We start from the raw sequence: 24187 nt of genomic DNA on the forward strand, positions 1-24187 counted from the left end.
AAAATGGTTTGATCAGAGGAGCCAATCCCGGCAGTATGGCGGTGATTGGTTTCTTTGCTACATAGCAATCAATACAGAAAAGGAGACATTCAATATGAGAGTGGTAATCCAGCGCTGCAAGCAGGCATCGGTAACAGTAAACGAAGAGATCGTAGGTCAGATCGGCAAAGGGTTGATGGTGCTGGTTGGCGTAACGCACGGAGATACCGTAGAAGATGCACGCTATCTGGCAGGAAAAGTAGCCGGAATACGTATTTTTGAAGATGAGCAGGGTAAAATGAATCTGGGATTGTCCGATATCGGTGGACAGGTGCTGTCGGTATCACAGTTTACCCTGTACGGTGATTGCCGCAAAGGCAAACGTCCGAGCTTTATCGAAGCGGCTCGCCCGGAGCAGGCAATTCCGGTATATGAAGCATTCAACCAGGCGCTGGCAGAACAAGGACTGGTCGTGGAAAAAGGCATATTTGGCGCAGATATGGACGTATCGCTGACCAACTGGGGACCGGTAACATTGATTATCGATAGTCCTGTACGCAATAAGGAAGAATAAAAGTAAAATGTGAATCTCTCTTCAGTAGTAATAGGCATACCTGAAAAGTAATAGGTACACCTGAAAAAAGACATCAAAAAAGGTCTCTCTGAATGTTTTGTGTTCAGCGGGACCTTTTTTGTATGGATTGCTCCATATAAGTAGAGTGTTTTTTGATCAAATATCTCATTCCTTTTACAATTATGCGCGTGTTGTTGTGTTGTCTGTTCTTGTATTTCTAGAAGTCGATAGAAATTTAAGACAATATAGAGCACACAGACCTACGATAATGTACACGATACGGGATAACATGGAATCTTGTCCAAAAATGGAAGCCACGAGGTCGAATTGGAAAAGACCGACCAGCAACCAGTTAATACCGCCTACGATCAGCAGAATCAAAGCAACCATATCCAGAGTTTTCATTTAGAATTCACCTCCTGTTATGTTAAATGTTAGCAGTTATTGACAATGTTAATATACCCCATTGCAAGGCTCCGAATCATTTCTGTATAACTGTTTAGATCAACCTCCGAATCGGGTAATAACAGAGCGACCACCTCTATCAAGTACGAAAATAGAGGAACTGAAAAATAATACGCATAAGCCTTGAAAGGAGAACTATCCCATGAGCAAAATCGCCTTTTTATTAGCAAATGAATTCGAAGACTCCGAAATGCAGGTGCCTTATGATGAATTGAAAAAAGCAGGCCATGAAGCCGATATTATCGGTCTTGAAAAAGGCCAAAAGGTAACCGGCAAAAATGGTAAAGCCGAATATACAATTGAAAAAGCAATTACTGAAGTAAGTGCATCCGATTATGATGCTCTTGTCATTCCGGGGGGTTCTTCACCGGAAGCACTGCGTCTGGATCCGAATGTACTGAACTTTGTAACTGAAATTAATAACGCCAAGAAAACAATCGGCGCGATCTGTCACGGTCCGCAAATTCTGGCAAGTGCCAATCTGCTGGAAGGCCGTACGATTACTTCCTATCCACCGCTCAAAGTGGATATGATTAACGCCGGAGCCACTTTCAAAGATGGCGAAGCGATTGTTGATGGCAACTTCATTACATCGCGTACACCGGACGATGAGCCCGCATTTGTACGTGAACTGTTGAAAGTACTGTAATTGTCACTATAACGAAGCAATCATCCAAGCTGTAATGATACGATCCGCATTTTGTAAGCCTATCAAATAAAATACTGGGCAGAATACACATTCTGCGTACAGTAAGGAGGCCATTATTATGACCAAACATATTCAGGCTTATTTCCGTACCGAAGATCAGGCAGAAAGTGCCAGAACGTCTATTCAGACCTTTGATGTCAAAAGTCTGGAAGTCGGCCGTCTGGACAAGCAAATCAATCAGGGCAGCCGTGTGATGGTGCCGCTGTTGCCATTGAATGCAGGCGCAGGTGGAGTGACCGGTAATTCCGCAGGAGTATCCGGTGGTGCTGGTCCAGGTACAATTATCCCGCCAACTGCCATTATCGATAATGACGGCAAACGTAACGAAGTTACAGACGATGATAGTGCTGCACGCCATGATAATGATGATACCGATGCATGGAGCGCCATTAACGCGACAGACAAGGATTATGATGATCTGAAATATGTATTGTCTGCTACGGTCATGGAATCGGATGTAGAGAATGTAGTGCAAAAGCTGCGTACCAATAATGCCTTTGTCGAGATTCTTGAATAGTTGAAAAGACACTCAAATAAAGTGTGAATGGTAATAATCGTAGCGAGAACCAAATGGGGGCTGGGTAGTGAGATTGCAGAGATAACAGTCTGCATACACCATTTTTACAAAGGTTTTACCTATTGTAATAGAACTGTAATATAGGAAACATCTTTTCTTAACAATCAGCTTCTATAATGAACCTATGACCCCCTTTTAACATACTATGTTGGCCTGCAGCCCGTTGCTGCAGGTTTTTTTCTGTCCAGCGATCCTTTTACTTATACGAAAGGTATTGACTTTAGCACAGCGGTTCATTAAAATCGTTAAATATAACATCGTGCTGACTTTGTGATTGATGAAGCAGATGACGGTGATTGTGTAATTGAATGAATGATTCATGGACGGGAAAAGTATCATCGGTACTGTACAGTTCCTTTACCGGAAAAGAGAGGCATTCCCTTGGGCTGCAAGGAATCCCTGGACAACGATGTGAAAAGACCTCCCCGAGAACATGATGTGAAAGATGGAAAAGCATATCCTGCCTGCAGCAGATTCTGCTCATGGTACCGAGAAATTCCGTAATCCGGGAGAAACTCGATCTGCTTTTGGAATCCAAGTAACCTCATGCGTAGTCAGCGGGCGTTAACCGCTTAATGAAGCGAATGTATACCGGTAAAATGGCTTAAAGTACCGGACTGTCGCTGTATTTGCTGCCTGATTCCATGGAGTTATGCGCATACAGCAGAGTTAGAGACAGCAGCATTCGAAATGTGGGTGGCACCACGGGTGAATGGTATATCCAGTCCCTCGTCCCTGTTTGTTTACGAACAGTGACGTGGGGCTTTTTTGTGCTTTTTTATAAAGTCAGTATCCGCAGTCACTGGATGAGTTGAATGAAGGAGGAAATAGAATGGCATTTCAAAAACCGACAGGCACACAGGACTTCTTGCCAGGCAAGGTAGAGAAGTGGCAGTATGTCGAAGAGAAAGCAAGAGATTTGTGCAGAAGATTCAATTATCGTGAGATTCGCACACCATTATTCGAACAAACCGAGCTGTTCCAGCGCGGTGTGGGCGAGACAACGGATGTCGTGCAAAAGGAAATGTACACTTTTGAAGATAAAGGCGGCCGCAGCATGACGCTTCGTCCGGAAGGTACAGCTGGAGTCGTACGTGCCTATGCCGAGAATAAATTGTATGGCGAGCCTGATGTAACCAAGCTGTATTATATGGGACCCATGTTCCGTTATGAGCGTCCGCAGGCTGGTCGTTATCGCCAGTTCCATCAATTCGGTGTCGAAGCCTTCGGTTCGGTTGATCCGGCGATTGATGTAGAGGTTATCGCACTCGGTCTGCAATTTTTCAAAGAGCTGGGTCTGCAGGGTGTGTCGGTCGAGATTAACTCGGTCGGTACTTTGGAGACACGCGCAGCCTACAACGAAGCACTGCTTGGCTTCCTGCGTCCGATGAAGGATACACTGTGCAGAGATTGTCAGCAGCGGATGGAACGTAATCCGATGCGTGTGCTCGACTGCAAAGTCGATCAGGACAAATTTGTCGGTGCACCGTCTATTCTCGATAGTCTGGATGAAGAAAGCACAGCTTATTTCCAGCGTGTACAGGATTACCTGACAGCGATGGATGTGGAATTTACAGTAAATGAGCGTCTGGTACGCGGTCTGGATTATTACACGCATACGGCGTTTGAATACAAAGCACAGGGAATTGGCGCCATTGATACAATCGGTGGCGGTGGACGTTATAACAAGCTGGTATCCGAAGTGGGCGGACCGGAACAACCGGGAATCGGCTTTGGGATCGGTCTGGAACGTCTTCAGCTGATTCTGGAAAGTCAGGGAGTCGAAGTACCAGCGATCAAGCGTCTGGATATCTATCTGGTCGCTCTGGGTGAGGCAGCCGAACAGGAGACCGTACGTCAGCTGTTCAAGCTGCGTACACTGGGCTTCTCGGCGGAACGTGATTATCTCGGCCGCAAGATGAAGGCACAGATGAAATCGGCAGACCGCTTCCAGGCCCGCTATACAGCGATCCTCGGTGAAGACGAATTGTCCAGAGGCGAGATCGCGCTGAAAGCAATGGATACCGGAGAGCAGCAGAATGTGAAGCTGGACGAACTGGCAGATCACCTGAAATAAAAGAAGCACAAAATAGGCTATCACGATAGCGGGGCATATGCTCTGCTATCGTGAGAGTATCCATACTTATTATGTACAATCAAAGGAGACGATAACATGCTAAGGACTCATAAATGCGGTCAACTGACAGCAGCGAACATTGGCGAGACAGTAACACTGAACGGATGGGTACAGACCCGCCGTGATCTGGGGGGCGTACTGTTTATTGATCTGCGTGACCGCAGCGGACTGGTACAGATCGTATTTAACCCGGCTTACTCCGGTGAAGCCCTGCAAATCGCTGATCGTGTACGCAGCGAGTATGTACTGGCTGTCAAAGGTGAAGTCGTACGCCGCGAAGAAGAAACAATCAACGCCAATCTGCCAACTGGCGATATCGAAGTACGCATTACCGAAATCGAAGTGATGAACGCAGCGAAGACACCTCCATTCTTTATTGAAGATGGCGTGGAAGTCGACGAATCCCTGCGTCTGAAATATCGTTATCTGGATCTGCGTCGTCCGGAAATGCAAAAAACACTGATGCTGCGCTCCAAAGCGACCAAGATTTTCCGCGACTTCCTGGACGAGAATGGCTTTATCGATGTAGAGACACCGATTTTGACCAAGAGTACGCCGGAAGGTGCCCGTGACTATCTGGTACCAAGCCGTGTGCATGAAGGTGAATTCTACGCACTGCCGCAATCTCCGCAGATCTACAAGCAGCTGCTGATGGTGAGTGGACTGGAGCGTTACTACCAGATCGCCCGTTGTTTCCGTGATGAAGATCTTCGTTCCGACCGTCAGCCGGAGTTTACTCAGGTCGATATCGAGACTGCCTTTATGTCTCGTGACGAGCTGCTGGGCATGATGGAGCAGCTGATGGTTAAGCTGTTCAAAGAAACGATCAACGTAGATATTCCTGTACCATTCCAGCGTATTACCCATGCGGAAGCGATGGACAAATACGGTTCGGACAAACCGGATCTGCGTTTTGGCCTGGAACTGGTAAATGTGAGCCATATCGTGGCAAGCAGCGGTGCCAAAGTATTCGCATCCGTCATCGAAAAAGGCGGCGAAGTCAAAGTACTGAACGCCAAAGGCTGCGGTACATGGACACGTAAAGAGATCGACAGCCTGGAGCCTTATGCGAAGCGCTACGGCGCCAAAGGTCTGGCATGGATTCAGATCAAAGAAGGCGAATTCAAAGGCCCTATCGTGAAATTCCTGAGCGAAGGCGAAATTCAGCAAATCCGCGAAGCCACCAATGCAGAAGAAGGCGATCTGCTGCTGTTCTCCGCTGATACCAAACAGGTTGTTGCTGATGTACTCGGCGCAATGCGTGTGAAAATCGGCCGTGATCTGGGTCTGATCGATGATAATGTATACAAATTTGCATGGGTCGTAGACTTCCCGCTGTTCGGTTACGACGAAGACGCCAAACGTTATGTAGCTGAACACCATCCGTTCACTCGTCCTTACGAGGAAGATCTGGAACTGTTCAACACCGATCCGGGTAAAATCCGTGCACAGGCATACGATATCGTGCTGAACGGCTACGAAGTGGGCGGCGGTTCCCAGCGTATCTACAAGCGCGAACTGCAGGAGAAAATGTTCGAAATGCTTGGATTCACACCGGAACTGGCACGCGAACAGTTTGGTTATCTGATGGATGCATTCGAATACGGTACACCTCCACACGGCGGTATCGCATTCGGTCTGGATCGTCTGATCATGCTGCTGGCAGGACGCACCAACCTGCGTGAGACAATCGCATTCCCGAAAACAGCCAGCGCAACCGATCTGCTGATGAACGCTCCGGCACCGGTAGATGGAGCACAGCTGGATCAGCTGCATATCCGTCTGGCACCGCCAAAGCCAGTGGTAGATAAAAACTGAGGCGGGTAAATACCCTTTAAGCACGACCACCAGAATGATCTTCTGCTGCAAAGGTGTGATGCACCATTTGCAGCAGTTGTTTTGTGTAGAGCGTTGAAGACCATACAGCAAGCAACAGTATGGAAAGTGAAAGGAGAGAATCCTAATGTTGAACCAATTCTCACGTACCGAACTGGCTTTTGGACCGGAAGGTATCGAAGTGATGAAAAACAGTACAGTCGCTGTACTCGGTATTGGCGGTGTGGGTTCGATTGCTGTAGAAGCACTGGCGCGTACCGGTGTCGGCAAAATTATCCTGATCGATAAAGATGTGGTCGATATTACCAATATCAATCGCCAGATCCATGCCCTGACTACTACCGTGGGACAGAAAAAGGCAGACCTGATGGTCGATCGGGTCAAGCTGATCAATCCGGAATGTGAAGCGATCGCACTGAATATGTTTTACACCGAAGAAACGTACGAAGAGCTGTTCAAATATGATCTGGATTATGTAGTAGATGCTTCGGATACGATTATCTACAAAGTGCATCTGATCAAGGAATGTCTGCGCCGTAATATTCCGATCATCTCCAGCATGGGTGCAGCCAACAAAGTCGATCCGACATTGTTCCAGGTTGCCGATATTTCCAAAACGCATATGGACCCGATTGCCCGCGTAGTGCGTACCAAGCTGCGCAAAGATGGTATTCGCAAAGGTGTCAAAGTAGTCTTCTCTACCGAGCAGCCCAAAAAGCCGCGCCAGGATGTCACCGAGAAGATCGTTCCCGAGAATGCACCGGAAATCCGTAAAGCGCAGCAGCCACCAGCAAGTAATGCTTTTGTACCACCGGTAGCCGGACTGATTATGGTTAGCGTAGTTGTCAAAGAAATGCTCGCCAAACACGGAATCGAAATTTAGTTTTCTGGTAGTGAATCTGTTCGCTGCCCCAGGTTATCAGAGTGTGCCTGTCCATTCGCGGAGGGCACGCTTTTTTTAACTTGGAAATGAATTGTATAAAGAGAGGGAGTTATATCATGCGTGAAAAGTTACAGCGGATGCTGGGCTTTATGCCAGCCCGTGATGTGCTGCGCAAAGAAATACTGGCCGGTGTCGTCGCTTACTTTGCCGTCGTCTATATTGTACTGGTCAATGCCACGATTCTGTCCGATGCAGGCATTCCGCTTAAGGCAGGAATGGCAGCGACGCTGTTGATTTCGATTATCAGCTGTTTGGTAATCGCTTTCCTCGGTAAATCGCCGATCATTGTTGTACCGGGTATGGGGGTTAATGCTTTTTTCACCTATACGCTGGTACGATCGATGGGACTGAGCTGGCAGGAAGCACTGATGGTAGTTACCGTATCGGGACTGTTATTTGCAATCGTAGCTTTTACATCGCTGCACCGGCTGATCAGTCAGGCGATTCCGGCTATGCTGCAGCTGGGGATTACAGTGGGTATCGGATTGTTCCTGACCTTTGTCGGTCTGCAAAAAAGCGGGATTGTTATCGCGCATCAGACTACATTTGTCACCATCGGTCATTTTAATGATCCGAAAGTAATTGTATCCTGTGTGACGCTGCTGGTGGCTGTAGTGCTCGTTATTCGGAACGTTCCCGGCGGACTGCTGATCAGTATTCTGTTCGGGACGATTATGGCGCATCTGCTCGGCGTGGGCAGTGCTGCGAATATCGGGGAAGGCAGTGTAATCTCGGCATATACGCCTTTGTTCGGTGCTTTTACGCTGGAAGGAATGCTGCGTCTGCCGTTCTGGATCGCTGTGTTCCTGCTGCTGCTGATTCTGGTATTTGAAAATATTGGCCTGATCGGTGCGCAGACCGATATGGCCCAACGTCCAGAGACATTTAAAGGCAGTCTGCGGGCATTGTCGATCTCCAATATTCTGGCCGGTCTAATTGGCTCCAGTCCGACAGTAGCCGCCGCAGAATCTACAGCAGGCATCGCAGCAGGCGGACGGACAGGAATTACGCCGCTGATCACTGCCGTATTGTTCGGTGCGACTTTCTTCTTTATTCCGTGGCTTGGTTATATTCCGGACAGTGCGCTGGCACCGGTGCTAATCGTCATTGGAGCGATGATGACGCAAGCGATCCAGGAGATCAAGTTCAGCAATTTTGCCGATTCGTTCCCGGCCTTTCTAATCATCGTCATGATTCCGTTTACGTATAGTATTGTGGATGGCATGGCATTTGGCTTTATTGCTTATCCGGTCGTGAAGCTGGCGCAGGGCAAAGGCAGGGAAGTACCGAAAATTCTGTACGGCATTGCTATTCTGTTCCTGGCAAACTTTGTGGTTAATGCGCTGCTCTAGGCATACATCTGGATGATAGAGAAGCAGGATGTACACAGGATTAATGAATTAGCCTGTATTTTTGCTGGTATTTACCAGATGGCTGTGATATATTGAAATTCCTTTGTTCATGGTAAAAACTATAAACAGAAGCGCTAACATACAAGAGTACATCAGGCAGAACCCGGCCGTATCGGCTGCAGGGAATGACTGGTGTGCTCTTTGCTTGTTATTGCCGGACAAAGAGACCAAAGCATTTCTTAGGAGGTAACTGAAATTGGAAAAGGATTTTCAAAGTGCCTATCAAGAAGAGAAGGACAAACTGCAGCACACATTGGATGAGGTCGATGCGCAGCTGAACAGGCTGCAGCAGATTCCTGTCTACACCGGGCATGACTTTACCGAACAGGTACTGGAGGCCGGCCGTGAGCAGCAGCGTCAGACTCTGGCAAAAAGCGCACGTGAACCTTATTTTGGACGGCTTGATTTTGCGGAAAATGGCAGCGGGGCAAGACAGCCGCTGTATATCGGCAAAGTAGGTGTCGGCAAATCGGAGATTGATGATCAGCCGCTGGTGGTAGACTGGCGTGCACCGGTTGCCAGCCTGTTTTATTCCTTTACTGGCGGGGAAGAGATGGCAGAGTACGAATCACCGGAAGGCCTGATCGAAGGTCTGGTGTATCTGAAACGCAATATTGTGATCCGTCAGCGCCTGCTGGAACGACTGGCAGACACTTATGACCGAGAGAGCACCGAGCCGGTCGTCACGGATGAATTTCTCGTCTACCGGCTTGGAGAGAATAAAGATAACAAACTGCGGGATATCGTCTCTACGATTCAGGCCGAGCAGGATCGGATTATCCGGGCAGTGAAGAATACCGCACTGGTTATTCAGGGCGTTGCCGGTAGCGGCAAAACGACAGTTGCGCTGCACCGGCTGGCATTCCTGCTGTACCAGTATCAGGAGCAGGTATCCGCCGAGAAAATGATTATTTTTGCACCGAATAATATGTTCTTGGACTATATCTCGGAAGTGTTGCCGGAGCTGGGCGTAGGCGATATCCAGCAGAGCACGTTTGCTGATTGGGCGCAGAGCATTCTGGAAAGTGATATCCGGCTCGTACCGACTTCGGAGACGTATGCATACTGGTTCGAATCGCCGGACCGTCCGGCAGTCAGCGAAGAGACGCCATCGCGGTTCAAGGGTTCGATTGCCTTTATGAAGCTGGTTCGGGAGTTCGTGGAGCGGCTAGAAAAGACAGCTGTACCGGATATGGATTTTAGTCCATGGGATGACGCCGTACTGAGCCGGGACGAGATTATGGACTGGTTCAGCAATGAATACCGTCATTATCCGCTCGCCAAGCGTAAAGAACGGGTGATTGCCCGTATTCATCGCTGGGTAGAAATGAGACTCAAAAAAGCGCCATCTGAAGCAATCCGCAAAGAGCGCAAAAAAAAAGCATCACAACGAGAGAAATCCTACAGTAATAAATGGCCCAAATACGAACCGCTGGCACTGTACAAGCAGCTGTTCAAAACCGGCAAAATTACGGGCGATGCCGAGAGTCTGGCTGCTGTCTGGGAGCAGATTCCGTCAGCTATTCTCAAAAGCGTCTCCGCTGAACTCAAAAAAGACCGGATTACCGATGATGATCTGCCGGCACTGGTCTATATTCACACCCTGCTGAACGAGATGGACGGCAGTCGCCGATTTGACCATGTGGTTATTGATGAAGCGCAAGATTTCTCGCCGTTTCATGTGGCTCTGCTGGATTTGTACGTACGCGGCAGTTCCTTTACCATTCTGGGCGATCTGTCACAGGGGATTCATGCGTACCGTGGTGTGCATGCCTGGGAAGAAATGAACAGTCTGTTCCCGGAAGAAAATACCGATTATTTCCCTTTGACCCGAAGCTACCGGTCAACAATGGAGATTATCGAATTTGCCAATATCATTCTGGAACGCGGCGTACGCAATGGGATTACGGCTGTGCCCGTCTTCCGGAGCGGTGACCCTGTACGGATGCTGCCTTGTCCACCGGATAATCGTCCGGCAGTGGTTGCCGACTACTGGCAGCAGCTTCAGGCCAAGGATTACAGGACAACCGCCATTCTGACTCGTACCCTGCATGAAGCACGCGAGCTGCACGAACAGCTCACTGCAGCCGGTCTGGATATTCAATTCATCGATGGCGGCAAAGCGACCTATCAGGGCGGACACTCGATCCTGCCAGTCTATCTGTCCAAAGGACTGGAATTCGATGCAGTTATCGTTACCGATGTGGATACAGATCATTACCGCAATGATTCCTGGGATGCCAAGCTGCTCTATGTCGGATGCACCCGTGCACTGCACGAACTATGGCTGCTGCATGGCGAAGAGATGCCGGAATACGTTACTTCTGGAGCCGACCAAGCAGCAGAGTAATATGTACTAAGATTCCTGCATTGATATTGATCAGCAAAGAGGTTCCAGTTCCTACTGGAGCCTCTTCTTTTTCATTTATACACTTCAGTGGTAAAATATATAGGTTGGAGGCTAGTTCGTATAGCCAAGAGAAGAACGCGAGTCAGGTCAAATGTACATTGAAAATATTGATTTTAACAATGATTTTGAAGTTGATTTTACAAGTGATTTCCCTTCCCCAAAAGTATATCCCAGCATATAGCGAAGGGAAGAGAATTCCATCCAAGATCGACTTTTAAGAATGGAGATCGATCTCTGCAATTGGTTGTTCAGGATCTCCATTCTTAACCGAAGGTCGTGATGGAATCTCTGGCCGGAGCGATTGACGTATATACCACACTAACCAAAGACAGGATGTGATCCTTATGGATTTGTTCTCCTTTAACGAGAATAGTAATACCGGGTCGGACGGAATGGGCGTGCTCGCAGATCGGGTACGTCCACAGTCGCTGGATGAATATATCGGCCAGGAAGATATTGTGGGACCGGGTAAGCTGCTGCGTCGTGCGATCGAAGCGGATCAGGTCACTTCCATTATCCTGTACGGGCCACCGGGATGCGGCAAGACCACACTTGCTCATATCATATCCAAACATACCAAGGGCGAATTCGTCCGTCTTAATGCGGTCGATGCCACCGTCAAGGAAGTGCGTGAAGTGATTGAGCGTGCCCAGACGAACAAGTCGCTGTATGGCACCAAAACGATCCTGTTTCTGGATGAAGTACACCGGTTTAACAGCTCCCGTCAGGATGCTCTGCTGCCGGCTGTAGAGAAAGGTACGATTATCTTTATCGGAGCGACGACCGAGAATCCTTTTCATTATGTAAATGGAGCCTTAATGAGCCGTTCGACACTGTTCCAGCTGCATCCTCTCACCAAAGAGCATTCCCTGATCGCTATGCGCCGCGCACTGGATGATACGGAGAAAGGTCTGGGCTTTATGAAGCTGCAGGTGGATGAGGCAGCCTTGGATCATATTGCTTCGATGGCGAATGGCGATATCCGCCGTGCGCTGAATGCTCTGGAACTGGCAGCACTCACTACACCACCGGAAGCAGACGGCACGATTCATCTGACGCTGGAAGTAGCAGAGGAGTCGATCCGCCGACCGACCGTACGGGCAGATGAATCGACCCAGTATGATGTATTATCCGCTTTTCACAAAAGTATTCGTGGATCCAGTGATGCGGCGCTGTTCTGGTTCCTGTATGCGGTGGAAAAATTGGGCATGGACCCGATGACCTTTATCCGTCGCCTGATTGCCGCCAGCAGCGAAGATATTGGTCTTGCCAATCCACAGGCGATGGTACAGGCACTGGGTGCACTGGATGCTTACCGGACCAATGGCTGGCCGGAAGCCAAGCTTAATATTGCGCAGGCTATTCTGTTTGCGGTCGAGAGTCCCAAGTCCAATGCTGTCTATACAGCGATCTCCCGCGCGATGTCTACCATGGATGAGATCAAGTCTGCCGAGGTACCGCTGCATCTGCGCGATACCCATTACAAAGGCTCTGCCCAGCTCGGTCATGAAGGATATAAATATCCGCATAATTTCCCGAATCATTATGTAGAGCAGGAATACCTGCCCAAAAATCTGGCCCGGCGTGTATTCTACCAAGCGACCGATCAGGGCAATGAATCCAAAATCCGGCTTAATCAGGAACGACGCAGAGGAAATAACTAAGCACTTCTGGAGAGGCATTTACACGGATACCGGAATAGGCTATATTGTAAATAATTGAATCGGCGATGGAGTTCGCCGTTAACCGCTGGAATCCTAACCAGCTGATGACTCCTACCTGTTTAGCCAACGTATGATACGGCTCTGTTCAGGTAGGAGTCATTTTTTGTGGAAAGGGAGAATGAATGATGCTGTATGTACTTGTAGCTTTATTTGGCATGCTGGGTGCAGTATGCCGCTATCTGATCAGTGTGTTGATCCCGAATCATGGCTTCCCGCTAGCAACGCTACTGATTAATCTGGTAGGCTGTTTCCTGCTCGCTGTAATTATGAAATATCTGGCCCGGCTGCCAAAGTTCTCACCCATGCTTATTACAGCCATGGGGACCGGGTTTGTCGGTTCATTCACGACGTTCTCTACATTCAGTGTAGAGAGTATTCAGATGATCGAGAAGCAGTGGTATGGGTTCGCTGCGCTGTATATTGTGATCAGTCTGATTGGTGGTCTGCTGGCTTCTCGGCTTGGCTTTTACCTGAGTGATCGCTGGATGGCCCGGAAGGAGGCACCACATGTTCATTAATATTCTGCTGGTTGCTGCGGGCGCTGTATTTGGCGTATTGTCCCGTCTGTTATTATCGAACTGGATCAAACGGAAGTGGCCGATGGACTTCCCCCTGGCGACTTTTCTGATTAACAGCTCGGGTTCCTTGCTGTTGGGATTGCTGGTAGGATCGGGAGCGGACAATCATATTCAGCTACTGATCGGTACCGGATTCATGGGCAGTTATACGACCTTTTCCACTTTCAAATTGGAAAATATTGAACTGCATCTCAAACAGAAACATACGACCCTGTTTAGCTATCTGGGACTATCTTACATATGCGGCATTTTGCTGGCAGGTCTGGGCATCCTGCTTGGTCATCTTTATTTTTAAGATAGGACTTGCCAAACTACATACCAAAAGCTTCCTTGTCCATATATGGAGAGGAAGCTTTTTTATAATGATCAGAATTTTGAAAAGGACTACTGCTTATTGTCCCGGATAGACAAAGGAAGCTAAACGTGCATATTTGCTCAGCTCTTCCTCGATCCGCAGGAACTGATTGTACTTGGCTACGCCTTCGGTACGGGCGACAGCTCCGGTCTTGATCTGGCCTGCACTCATGCCAGTAGCAAAGTCGGCGATAAATGTATCTTCCGTATCCCCCGAGCGATGAGAGATCATCGTCGTATATCCAGCCTGACGCGCCAGCTTGATCGCTTCCATAGACTGCGATACAGTCCCAATCTGATTCGGCTTGATCAGAATCGAATTACCGATCCGCTTACGAATGCCTTCACGGAAAATCGCCGGATTGGTAACAAAGATATCATCGCCCACCAGCTGTACACGATGTCCGAGCCGCTGAGTCATCGCCTGCCAGCCGGTTTCATCCTTTTCCGACATGCCGTCTTCAATAGAGATTACCGGATATTTGTTAATCAATTGCTCATAATAATCACTCATCTGGCTGCCGGTCCACTGATTTCCTTCAAAATGATACAGCCCATCCCGGTAAAATTCGCTCGCCGCAGGATCGAGTGCAATCGCAATATCTTTGCCCGGTTCATAACCAGCCTGCTGAATCGCTTCGATCATCAATTGAACCGCTTCTTCGCTGGAATCCAGCTGGGGAGCGAATCCTCCTTCGTCGCCTACGGAAGTGGCAAGTCCCCGATCCGCCAGCAGTGAACCAAGCATATGATAGGTCTCGACGACCCGTTCCATCGCTTCTCGAAAATGCACTGCTCCTACCGGTGTAATCATAAATTCCTGAATCGCAATGCCGGTCTTGGCATGCTTGCCACCATTAATAATATTGAAAAAAGGAAGCGGCAATTCACTATCTACGCCGCCCAGATATCGGTAGAGTGGCATACGCTGGGATTGCGCAGCAGCGCGGCATACCGCCATCGATACTCCGAGAATTGTATTGGCACCAAGCCTTGATTTATTTGACGTTCCGTCCAGATCGATCATAACCTGATCCACAGCGGCCTGATCAAAAGGCGAGTGGCCTTTGAGCGCTTCGGCAATCGTCTCATTGACATGATGTACTGCCTGCAGCACGCCTTTGCCACCAAGCCGCTTGCCTCCGTCCCGCAGTTCTACCGCTTCATGTTCACCTGTGGATACACCGGAAGGAACCGCTGCTCGTCCCCAGGTACCGTCACCGAGCAGTACATCCACTTCCAGAGTAGGGTTACCGCGAGAATCAAATATTTCCCTTCCTTGCATCGCGCAGATTGTCGCATTGGGCATAATGGGAAACCTCCTGTAGATAGGATGCTGGTGCCGGAACAACGAATGATAAACGAATGTTTAACGAAAGGAGAGAGTAGAAGAAAAGTAATCCGATCCATATACATAATAATTATCTCGAAAAGGTTTATGCCTATCACGGCAAAAACGTAACAGTAAATTTAGAAGTAACTACGTCAATAAATAAAAAACGTTCCCTGAGCTGTACACCAATCTCCAAAATCAGAGCGTGGTATCAGCAGGGAGCGCTGTTTTCAATACAAAGTATATCCTAGAAATACATCCTGTCCAACCAACAATTAACGTTACTCTCCCTGTATTTGTTTTACACGATCTATCTCCATGCCAAACGATAAAACAGGAAAAAATTGGATTTGATTATACAAGCGCCTCATAAGATACTTTTTCCACAACATCAATGGTACCGCCACCCAGACACAGATCGCCATCATAAAAGACAACAGCCTGTCCCGGTGTAATTGCTTTTTGCTGTACATCGAATTGTACATGCACCGTTCCGTCTTCCTGCCAGGTCAGGGTTACACCCTGATCCGGTTGGCGATAGCGGAATTTGGCAGCACATGTAACCGTAGTACCGGCTGCCGGAGTAGAGCCGTCGATCCAGTTCACGCCGGAAGCGATCAGACCGGTAGAGTAGAGACTTGGATGAGCGTCACCTTGTACGACGTACAGGATGTTTTTTTCCAGATCCTTGTCGGCTACGAACCATGGATTACCATTGCCGGAACCACCGATTCCCAGCCCCTGGCGCTGTCCGAGTGTGTAGTACATCAGACCGTCATGTCTGCCTTTGACTTCACCGGTCGCAATATCGACCATTTCGCCGGATTTGGCAGGCAGATAGTTGCTCAGGAATTCACGGAAATTGCGTTCTCCGATAAAGCAGACACCGGTGCTGTCTTTTTTCTTGGCAGTGTACAGATTGGCTTCGGCAGCAATGCGGCGCACTTCCGGCTTCGGCAGATGGCCGATTGGGAACATTGCTTTGGAGAGCTGCTGCTGGCTGAGCGCATTGAGGAAATAGGTTTGGTCTTTGTTGTTATCTACGCCGCGCAGCAGTTTGTATTGTCCGTCTTCTTCGATGACACGAGCATAGTGGCCTGTGGCTACATAATCGGCGCCCAGATCAAGCGCCTTGTTCAGGAATTCCCCGAACTTGATTTCACGGTTGCACATAACGTCCGGATTCGGTGTACGTCCACGCTTGTACTCATCCAGGAAATACGAGAATACTTTATCAAAGTATTCCTTTTCAAAGTTGACGGTGTAATAAGGAATGCCAATCTGCTCGCAGACGCGGCGTACATCTTCCGCATCATCCTCAGCGGTACAATTCCCGAATTCGTCGGTATCATCCCAGTTTTTCATGAAAATACCGATTACGTCATAGCCCTGCTCCTTGAGCAGCAGCGCAGTGACGGAAGAGTCGACGCCGCCGGACATACCGACGACGACACGTGTATCTGATATTGCTTTGGTCATGGCTGTTCACTTCCCTGATAAAAGAATTTGGCTGTCTATAAGACAGCTCTATATGTCGTTAAAACTCGAATAATGAATAATTTCCCATACCCCGCACATCTATGTTACGATAGGTAAGAATAAAGATCGGAATACACTGAATTATTGAAAGTGCGTAACGGATATGCAACTGCTAATTATAATTCCTCTTACTAAATAAAGCAATAATCTTTCGTGATTTTGGTCAAATCAAAGATGAGGTGTTCTTATGAAAATTTCAACCAAAGGACGTTATGGTCTGACAATTATGATGGAGCTGGCCGGCCGTTTTGGCGAAGGTCCAACTTCCCTCAAAAGTATCGCTGAGAAAAACCAGCTGTCCGAACATTATCTGGAGCAATTGATTGCACCACTGCGTAATGCCGGCCTGGTCAAAAGTATCCGCGGTGCCTACGGCGGATATATTCTATCCCGTGAACCGGAGCAGATTACAGCCGGTGAAGTTATCCGCGTACTGGAGGGTCCTGTTTCTGTCGTTGACTTTACCGATGAGGATGTAGCGGCCAAGCGTCACCTATGGATGCAGATTCGCGATGCCATTGCAGGCGTTATCGATTCCACAACCCTGCAGGATCTGATCAGCTACCGTGAACAGGGACAAGAAGACAATTATATGTTCTACATCTAAAGCCAGTCATATCCTGACCGGTAACGATATACCCTGCCGGATGCACCGGAGCGCTGATCGAGAAGCTGCTTCGGACATTCGACAGCTGTAGCATAACCGATAACGGAAGGGTAAATTGGCTATTGAAGCCAGCCCTTCCGTTTTTGTCGTTCTGCCGCAGACTCCCCACTATTGGTTATATGAATATCGATTGAAATATCTATGCCTATCTACCATTTCCTATGAAAGTTCAGGTGACTATATAATGAAATCCATTTACCTTGATCATGCAGCTTCAACTCCGGTTCATCCAGAGGTCGCACAGACCATGGTGGAAGTAATGACCGGTACGCATGGAAATGCATCCAGTGTGCACTCTTTTGGCCGTGCTGCCAAGCGGATTGTCAGCAATGCGCGTGACAGTATTGCAGCTCGTCTGGGCTGTCATCCCAATGAACTTGTATTTACCGCTGGAGGAACAGAGAGCGACAATATGGCGCTGTTCGGAACTGCCGAAGCACTTCAGGAGCAGGGACGTCATATTATTACTTCACAGATTGAGCATCATGCCGTACTGCATGCTTGCAAAGCACTGGAGAGTCGGGGTTATGAAGTGACTTATCTACCGGTAGATTCCACTGGTCGTGTGAATCCAGATGATGTGCAGGCAGCGATTCGTCCGGATACGATTCTGATCAGTATTATGTTCGGCAATAATGAAGTCGGCACGCTGCAGCCAATTACCGAAATCGGGATAATTGCACGGGATCACGGAATCGTATTTCATACCGATGCGGTGCAGGCACTTGGTGCTGTACCTATCCACTGCAGCGAACTGCCGGTTGATCTGATCAGCTTTTCTTCCCACAAAATCAATGGCCCACAGGGAATTGGTGCACTCTATGTACGTCAGGGAACCAAGCTGGAGCCACTGCTGCATGGCGGATTACAGGAGCGCAAACGTCGTGCCGGTACCGAAAACCTCGCGGGGATTGCCGGATTTGGCAAAGCGGTCGAACTGGCAACCGACCAGCTGGAAGCTCGTCAGGCGCAGCTGGATGGACTACGCAGACTCATGATTGAGACGCTGGAGCAGGAAGCCGGTGCAGATGCTTTTGTGATCAATACACCACTGTCTCATTCTCTGTCGCATATTCTGAATATGAGCTTTCCGGGCGTGACCAGCGAGACGATGCTGATGAATCTGGATATGGAATCGATCGCAGCGGCGAGCGGGTCAGCCTGCACTTCCGGTTCCCTGGAGATTTCCCATGTGCTGGAGGCAATGAAGCTTCCTGAAAATGTACTGCATTCGGCGATTCGCTTCAGCTTTGGAATGGGTAATACTAGGGAAGAAATAGAACGCACCGCTCAGAAAATTGCAACCATCTTAAAACGCGTACGTAAATAATGATCAGGGCTCCCCTGTGTGGTGACTAAGGGAGGGAAGAGGTCAGACGACGCCAACAGCCGGGCAGGAAGGAATGCATATTCCCCACCTGCGCAATTTGTGCGATAAGGAGGTCCTGCCAGTGTTGAAGATGCAAGGAATGATCGGGCTTGCCGTATTTGATATTGAGGATGGCAAACAGCTTGGGAAGATTCATGATTTCATCTTAGGGGAAGACTGGTCTGTCCAGGGCTTTGAGCTGGAAGGCAAAGGGTTGTTTTCTTTACAGGTTCGGACCGTTCTCTGGGAGGATATTGTATCCCATGGAGAGGACGCTATTATGATTCGTAATCAACAGTCGGTGCGCCAGGTGGCGGCTGACGATATCAAGCATACATTTCTTCTTGGAGACAACAAGATCAAGGACATGCCCGTTCTGACCAACGAAGGAGCCAGACTGGGCTATGTCTCGGATGTTTACTTTAATCCGGAACTGGGTAAAAGCATTACCGGGATTGAAATTAGTGACGGTTTTATCTCGGATTTAATTGGCGGCAGAAAATGGCTCCCTGTCAGCAGCCAGATTGCTTTTGGTGAAAGCGCCATATTGGCGCCGGAGGCCAGCAATGAACGCCTGGAGGAGTGCCTTTGATTTGCAGTTGATGCTGTATGGACGGTGAATTCTGATTGAAGCAGACACAGGATACCTGGTATTTTGCGGTGTGGGAGAATCAGGACAGGCGCCAGAAGGATGGGTCAACTGCCCAAACTTTTAGACGGATAGGGTGAGCGCGGAGTGAAATGTCCAAACTGTAGTTCCAAAGATATCGGCAAGATCGGTTCCCACCAGTTCTATTGCTGGGGCTGCTTTATTGAGCTGACGGTGAACGGCGGCAAAATGTCAGTGTATCAGGTGGAAGAGGATGGCACGCTCAGTTCGCTGGACGATCTGTTCATTGAGAAGCCGGTAGCTGCATCTGCTCACGCGCAGATGTCCTCGTGAACATTTACACATGATGACAGATAGTGGTCATGGCCGCAGCTATGCAATCTTAACAGGATACATACCCTTTATATAGCAGCAGGCTAATGACACAGGCCCCGGCAGATCGTGTACCTCGATAGTGATGTACAGTAGATCGGCCGGAGGCCTTTTTGCACCAGAGCTTTACGAATAACAGGGATAGCAGATCGATCGAGGATGGTGTGCGCTGTACGATTGACAGACTTTCGCACGCTGGATATACTGATATAGGTTGTTGAAAAGCCGTGAAATCCCGGATCATGCCAATAAATTTGTGTAATTTGGATATACAGTGGGTTAATGCCTGTTGTTCACCAGCCTTTGCATAATAAAAAAGGGTTGCAGGGATACACCGCTGTACGGAATACAAGAATACCGTCCCTGATCTTTGACAGGGGCGTTTTTTAGATTTTAAGGCTGTTACATAGCATTTTGCGAAATGCTGTCCATACCCCCAAGGAGGCTCATACTTATGAAAGCAAGTGAAATTCGTTCCAAATGGCTCGCTTTTTTTGAAAGCAAAGGACATAACGTCGAGCCGAGTGCACCACTCGTCCCAAATAATGATCCATCCCTGCTGTGGATCAATGCCGGTATGGCTCCACTGAAAGCGTATTTTGACGGTCGCGTTAAACCGGAAAATCCGCGTATTACGAACTCGCAAAAATGTATTCGTACCAATGATATTGAAAACGTGGGTAAAACCCGTCGTCACCATACGTTCTTCGAGATGCTGGGTAACTTCTCCATCGGCGATTATTTTAAAGAGGAAGCGATTACCTGGGCATGGGAATTCTTGACCGGCAAAGAGTGGATCGGCTTCGATCCGGAGCGTCTGTCGGTTACGGTGTACCCGGAAGACGAAGAAGCATTCAAACTGTGGAACGAGAAAATCGGTCTGCCTGCAGAGCGCATCATCAAGCTGGAAGACAACTTCTGGGATATTGGCGAAGGCCCTTGCGGTCCTTGTACCGAGATTTTCTATGATCGCGGCGACGCCTACGGCAAGCTGGACCCAAGTGATCCGGAAATGTATCCGGGTGGCGAGAATGAGCGTTTCCTGGAAGTATGGAACCTCGTATTCTCCCAGTTTAACCATAATAAAGACGGCAGCTACACACCGCTGCCTAACAAAAATATTGATACAGGTGCAGGTCTGGAACGATTCGCTTCCATTATTCAGGATGTAGATTCCAACTTCGACACGGATCTGTTCCAACCGATGATTCAGGAAACCGCTCAAATCGCTGGCGTAACTTACAAGCAAAATGAAGAGACCGATGTAGCACTCAAAGTTATTGCTGACCATGTGCGTACGGTAACTTTTGCTGTCGGTGATGGCGTACTGCCTTCCAATGAAGGACGCGGTTATGTAATCCGTCGTCTGCTGCGTCGTGCGGTTCGTTACGGTAAAGTAATCGGTCTGGACAAGCCATTCCTGTTCAGTCTCGTCAAAACCGTCGGCGATGTGATGGGTGTATACTATCCGACTGTTGTCGAGCAGCGTGAATATATCGAGAAAATTATTCGTACCGAGGAAGAACGTTTCCACGAAACACTGTCCGATGGTCTGAACATTCTGGCTGAACTGGCAGAGCAGGCCAAACAGCAGGGACAAAATGTAATTAGCGGTGCAGAAGCATTCAAACTGTACGATACCTACGGCTTCCCGTTCGATCTGACAGAAGACTATGCACTGGAAAATGGTCTGACCGTCGATCGCGAAGGATTCGATGCATCCATGGAGGAGCAACGTAAACGTGGACGCGAAACTCGTCAGAGTAGCGGCGGCATGATGGTACAGGGCGGCGTATTGTCCGACTTTGAAGGCAAGAGCGAGTTTATCGGCTATGAGCAGCTGACCGTACAATCTACAGTAGCAGCTATTATTAAAGATGATGCTTTTGTAGAAAAGGCAGGCGCAGGTGAATCGGTCCAGGTTATTCTCGATGTGACTCCTTTCTATGCAGAGAGCGGCGGTCAGGTTAGTGACCTTGGTCTGCTGAGCAGTGACAAGGTAGAAGCTTCGGTAGAAACCCTGTTCAAGGCACCACGTGGACAATCGGTTCATATCGTAACGGTAAGCTCCGGCGAACTGGCAGTTGGTGACGTGGTTACCGCTCAAGTCGATGCACCAAATCGCAATGACATTATCAAAAACCATACAGCGACTCACCTGATGCACAAAGCGCTCAAAGAAGTACTGGGCAACCATGCCAACCAGGCAGGTTCCCTGGTAGAAGCCGAGCGTCTGCGCTTTGACTTCTCCCACTTCAGCAGCATCACACCGGAAGAACTGGCTGATGTAGAGCGTCGTGTCAACCAGGAAATCTGGAAAGCTCTGGACGTAGAAATTAACTATATGGGTATCGATGAAGCCAAGGAACTGGGCGCTATGGCCTTGTTCGGCGAGAAATATGGCGATATCGTTCGTGTCGTGAAAATCGGCGATTACAGCATTGAGTTATGCGGAGGTTGTCATGTACTGAATACCTCCCAGATCGGTCTGTTCAAAATCGTATCCGAGAGCGGTATCGGTTCTGGTGTACGCCGGATCGAAGCGGTAACCGGACGTCTGGCGTATATGTTCCTGGACAGCCAGCTGGATCTGCTCAAGCAGGCTGCTGTACAGCTGAAATCCAATGTGCATGATGTACCAAAACGTGTAGAAGCACTGAACCAGCAGCTGCGCGAGCTGGGCCGTGAGAACGAATCCCTGCAAAGCAAGCTGAGCCTGATCGAAGCCGGACAGCTGACCGACAAAGTCGAAATGATCGGCGAGACACAATTGCTGGCAACAGCAGTCAGCGTATCCAGCATGGATGCACTGCGTGGTCTGGCAGACGAGCTTAAAGGCAAATTGCCGGAAGCTGTACTTGTACTGGGCGCAGCGATCGATGATAAAGTAAACTTTGTCGTTGTTGTACCAAAATCCGGTATCGAGCGCGGACTGCATGCCGGCAAACTGGTAAAAGAAGTCGCAGCTATCTGCGGCGGTGGCGGTGGCGGCCGTCCGGATATGGCTCAAGCCGGTGGTAAAGATGCATCCAAGCTGAACGAAGCTATCGAAGCAGCCAAGAAACACGTTGCATCGATCTAATTTATAAGTTCTGTAATCTGCCATATAATCATCCCAAAGTACAGATATCCAATCTGTCACCAGTGATTATGGGAACAGGTGTACAAATGATCTTGTAAATGTCTAAAACATTTAAATACCTGAACGACCTATCATGTTGTATGCTTTACCCACAATTAAATGTAAAATCTGCTGTAGCACCGGCTGATGCAATAAGCGCAGAGCGGAGGCAAAGGAATAGGGCAAAGGACGACACTGGAGCACAGGAATCTTCATTTCCACCTGCTTCAAAGATTCCTGTGCTCCACCGGAGGACGTGCCCTATCCCTTTCCGCAGCGCTTGCTGCACCTAGCCGCATTTCTCTACACAGACTTTCCAAAAAAATGTAACTTTTTGATTTGTTTTAGCGTAAATATTTCTTGTATATCCCTTGATGTGTTATGATGAGGAAGAATCAACATGATCATCAGGGGATTCCATTTTGAGGAAGCGTGTGAGCAAACACTTTTTCCGAAAAGCGAGGTGTCAGCGAGTGGACTCCATGGACAAAACAGTCAAGTTTAGCGTGAAGGGCGATGAGCACGAGAGCTCCTCACAGGAAATCCTACTCACCGTGTACGATGCACTGGTTGAGAAAGAGTACAATCCGATTAATCAGATTGTCGGCTATCTTATTTCGGGGGACCCCGCTTATATTCCCCGTCATAATAATGCACGCAGCCTGATCGGCAAAAAAGAGCGGGATGAATTAATAGAAGAACTGGTCCGTTCCTACCTGGCCAGTCATCGGTAGAGACGGAGCGTACGCAATGAAAATATTAGGACTGGATTATGGAGACCGCCGGATCGGTGTCGCTGTCAGCGACGCATTCGGTTGGACCGCTCAGGGAGTCGAAGTCATCGATCGTCAGCGCAATCCCCAGGTTGACGAGCGGATCGCTGAACTCATACAGGAATATGAGATCAGTGAGATTGTGGTTGGACTGCCCAAGAATATGAACGGTTCTGTCGGTCCCCGTGGTCAAATATGTATCGATTTTGCAGAACATCTTCGGGAATCTGTGCAGCTGCCTGTTCACCTATGGGATGAGAGGCTTACAACGATGTCAGCCGAGCGCACATTGATTGAGGCTGATGTAAGTCGCAAGAAGCGCAAGCAGGTCGTTGATAAAATGGCCGCAAGCTTGATACTACAAAATTACTTGGATTCTAAAAGTAAAAGGTGAGGGTGGTTAATATGGCGAAGGATCAAAATTTGCTTGAGGACGAACCAGAAATTATTTACATTCCTGATGATGAGGGTAATGAAGAGGAATTTGAAGTCATCATGAAATTCGAAGTCGACGGTTCGGACGCCAAATATATGATGGTCGTGCCTATGGAAGCCACAGAGGACGATACCGATGAAGTATATGCGTTCCGATATGAAGAGGAAGAAGACGATCTGAAGCTCTACATCATTGAAGATGAAGCGGAATGGCAGATTGTTGAAGAAACTTTCAATACATTAGTTGCTGAATTGGATGGTGAATAAACC

At 48.5% G+C, this 24187-nt stretch carries 23 protein-coding genes and 1 riboswitch; of the genes, 20 read left to right on the top strand and 3 right to left on the bottom strand.

All coding sequences use genetic code 11. The features are described 5' to 3' along the window. Positions 1-94: 94 nt before the first annotated feature. Entirely contained in the window at positions 95-553 is a 459-nt protein-coding gene (dtd, locus tag H065_RS0112705; protein WP_017813446.1) for a D-aminoacyl-tRNA deacylase, read from the top strand. 180 nt (positions 554-733) lie between these two features. Here dtd and H065_RS0112710 read toward each other — a convergent pair whose 3' ends face one another. Then, a complete protein-coding gene (locus H065_RS0112710) occupies positions 734-958 on the bottom strand; it encodes a DUF378 domain-containing protein (protein ID WP_017813447.1) in 225 nt (74 codons plus the stop codon). A gap of 202 nt (positions 959-1160) precedes the next feature. On the opposite strand from H065_RS0112710, the gene H065_RS0112715 reads away from it, so the two are divergent. The 11 genes from H065_RS0112715 (at position 1161) to crcB (H065_RS0112760) (ending at position 13639) form a co-directional block, all read left to right on the top strand. After that, positions 1161-1667, top strand: coding sequence for a type 1 glutamine amidotransferase domain-containing protein (locus H065_RS0112715; RefSeq protein ID WP_017813448.1), 507 nt, complete (start codon positions 1161-1163; stop codon positions 1665-1667). Positions 1668-1785: 118 nt separating this feature from the next. Further along, positions 1786-2244: a hypothetical protein gene (locus H065_RS0112720; protein WP_017813449.1), complete on the top strand. Its 459-nt coding sequence runs from the start codon at positions 1786-1788 to the stop codon at positions 2242-2244. Between the two features lie 505 nt (positions 2245-2749). Next, complete coding sequence (locus H065_RS28460; RefSeq protein WP_274517939.1) at positions 2750-2872, top strand: hypothetical protein; 123 nt, start codon at positions 2750-2752, stop codon at positions 2870-2872. A gap of 264 nt (positions 2873-3136) precedes the next feature. Beyond that, on the top strand, positions 3137-4381 hold the full coding sequence (gene hisS, locus H065_RS0112725) for a histidine--tRNA ligase (protein ID WP_017813450.1): 1245 nt from the start codon (positions 3137-3139) through the stop codon (positions 4379-4381). 96 nt (positions 4382-4477) lie between these two features. Further along, positions 4478-6259 (top strand): aspartate--tRNA ligase, encoded by a 1782-nt coding sequence (gene aspS, locus H065_RS0112730; RefSeq protein WP_017813451.1) that lies wholly within the window; start codon positions 4478-4480, stop codon positions 6257-6259. A gap of 145 nt (positions 6260-6404) precedes the next feature. Continuing rightward, on the top strand, positions 6405-7160 hold the full coding sequence (locus H065_RS0112735) for a tRNA threonylcarbamoyladenosine dehydratase (protein WP_017813452.1): 756 nt from the start codon (positions 6405-6407) through the stop codon (positions 7158-7160). Between the two features lie 116 nt (positions 7161-7276). After that, positions 7277-8572, top strand: coding sequence for an NCS2 family permease (locus tag H065_RS0112740; protein WP_017813453.1), 1296 nt, complete (start codon positions 7277-7279; stop codon positions 8570-8572). A 256-nt stretch (positions 8573-8828) separates the two neighbouring features. Further along, entirely contained in the window at positions 8829-10982 is a 2154-nt protein-coding gene (locus tag H065_RS0112745) for a HelD family protein (RefSeq protein WP_017813454.1), read from the top strand. 404 nt (positions 10983-11386) lie between these two features. Beyond that, positions 11387-12706, top strand: a complete 1320-nt coding sequence (locus H065_RS0112750; RefSeq protein ID WP_017813455.1) for a replication-associated recombination protein A — start codon at positions 11387-11389, stop codon at positions 12704-12706. A gap of 52 nt (positions 12707-12758) precedes the next feature. After that, positions 12759-12827, top strand: a riboswitch (Fluoride riboswitch). Between the two features lie 64 nt (positions 12828-12891). Continuing rightward, positions 12892-13284, top strand: coding sequence for a fluoride efflux transporter CrcB (crcB, locus tag H065_RS0112755; protein ID WP_017813456.1), 393 nt, complete (start codon positions 12892-12894; stop codon positions 13282-13284). Further along, positions 13274-13639: a fluoride efflux transporter CrcB gene (crcB, locus tag H065_RS0112760; RefSeq protein ID WP_017813457.1), complete on the top strand. Its 366-nt coding sequence runs from the start codon at positions 13274-13276 to the stop codon at positions 13637-13639. Before crcB (H065_RS0112755) ends, crcB (H065_RS0112760) begins: the two co-directional genes overlap by 11 nt. Before the next feature lie 96 nt (positions 13640-13735). On the opposite strand, the gene eno is transcribed toward crcB (H065_RS0112760), so the two are convergent. Both eno and mnmA read right to left on the bottom strand, forming a co-directional pair. Beyond that, complete coding sequence (gene eno, locus H065_RS0112765; RefSeq protein ID WP_017813458.1) at positions 13736-15007, bottom strand: phosphopyruvate hydratase; 1272 nt, start codon at positions 15005-15007, stop codon at positions 13736-13738. A gap of 378 nt (positions 15008-15385) precedes the next feature. Then, a complete protein-coding gene (gene mnmA, locus H065_RS0112770; protein ID WP_017813459.1) occupies positions 15386-16510 on the bottom strand; it encodes a tRNA 2-thiouridine(34) synthase MnmA in 1125 nt (374 codons plus the stop codon). 247 nt (positions 16511-16757) lie between these two features. On the opposite strand from mnmA, the gene cymR reads away from it, so the two are divergent. The 8 genes from cymR to H065_RS0112810 all read left to right on the top strand — a co-directional run bounded on the left by cymR (position 16758) and on the right by H065_RS0112810 (position 24184). Continuing rightward, positions 16758-17177, top strand: coding sequence for a cysteine metabolism transcriptional regulator CymR (gene cymR / locus H065_RS0112775; protein WP_017813460.1), 420 nt, complete (start codon positions 16758-16760; stop codon positions 17175-17177). Positions 17178-17421: 244 nt separating this feature from the next. Continuing rightward, positions 17422-18567 carry a cysteine desulfurase family protein gene (locus H065_RS0112780; protein ID WP_017813461.1) on the top strand — a complete coding sequence of 382 codons (1146 nt, stop codon included), beginning with the start codon at positions 17422-17424 and terminating at the stop codon, positions 18565-18567. A 124-nt stretch (positions 18568-18691) separates the two neighbouring features. After that, complete coding sequence (locus tag H065_RS0112785) at positions 18692-19198, top strand: PRC-barrel domain-containing protein (protein WP_026136202.1); 507 nt, start codon at positions 18692-18694, stop codon at positions 19196-19198. Positions 19199-19342: 144 nt separating this feature from the next. Further along, positions 19343-19549 carry a YrzR-like zinc ribbon domain gene (locus tag H065_RS0112790; RefSeq protein WP_017813463.1) on the top strand — a complete coding sequence of 69 codons (207 nt, stop codon included), beginning with the start codon at positions 19343-19345 and terminating at the stop codon, positions 19547-19549. 493 nt (positions 19550-20042) lie between these two features. Further along, positions 20043-22670, top strand: a complete 2628-nt coding sequence (gene alaS / locus H065_RS0112795; protein WP_017813464.1) for an alanine--tRNA ligase — start codon at positions 20043-20045, stop codon at positions 22668-22670. 512 nt (positions 22671-23182) lie between these two features. Then, complete coding sequence (locus tag H065_RS0112800) at positions 23183-23443, top strand: IreB family regulatory phosphoprotein (protein WP_017813465.1); 261 nt, start codon at positions 23183-23185, stop codon at positions 23441-23443. Positions 23444-23459: 16 nt separating this feature from the next. Next, positions 23460-23876, top strand: a complete 417-nt coding sequence (gene ruvX / locus H065_RS0112805) for a Holliday junction resolvase RuvX (RefSeq protein ID WP_017813466.1) — start codon at positions 23460-23462, stop codon at positions 23874-23876. An 11-nt stretch (positions 23877-23887) separates the two neighbouring features. Further along, positions 23888-24184 (top strand): DUF1292 domain-containing protein, encoded by a 297-nt coding sequence (locus tag H065_RS0112810; RefSeq protein ID WP_017813467.1) that lies wholly within the window; start codon positions 23888-23890, stop codon positions 24182-24184. Positions 24185-24187: the final 3 nt, after the last annotated feature.

This window comes from Paenibacillus shenyangensis (assembly GCF_000346635.1).
Taxonomy (GTDB): domain Bacteria; phylum Bacillota; class Bacilli; order Paenibacillales; family Paenibacillaceae; genus Saccharibacillus; species Saccharibacillus dauci.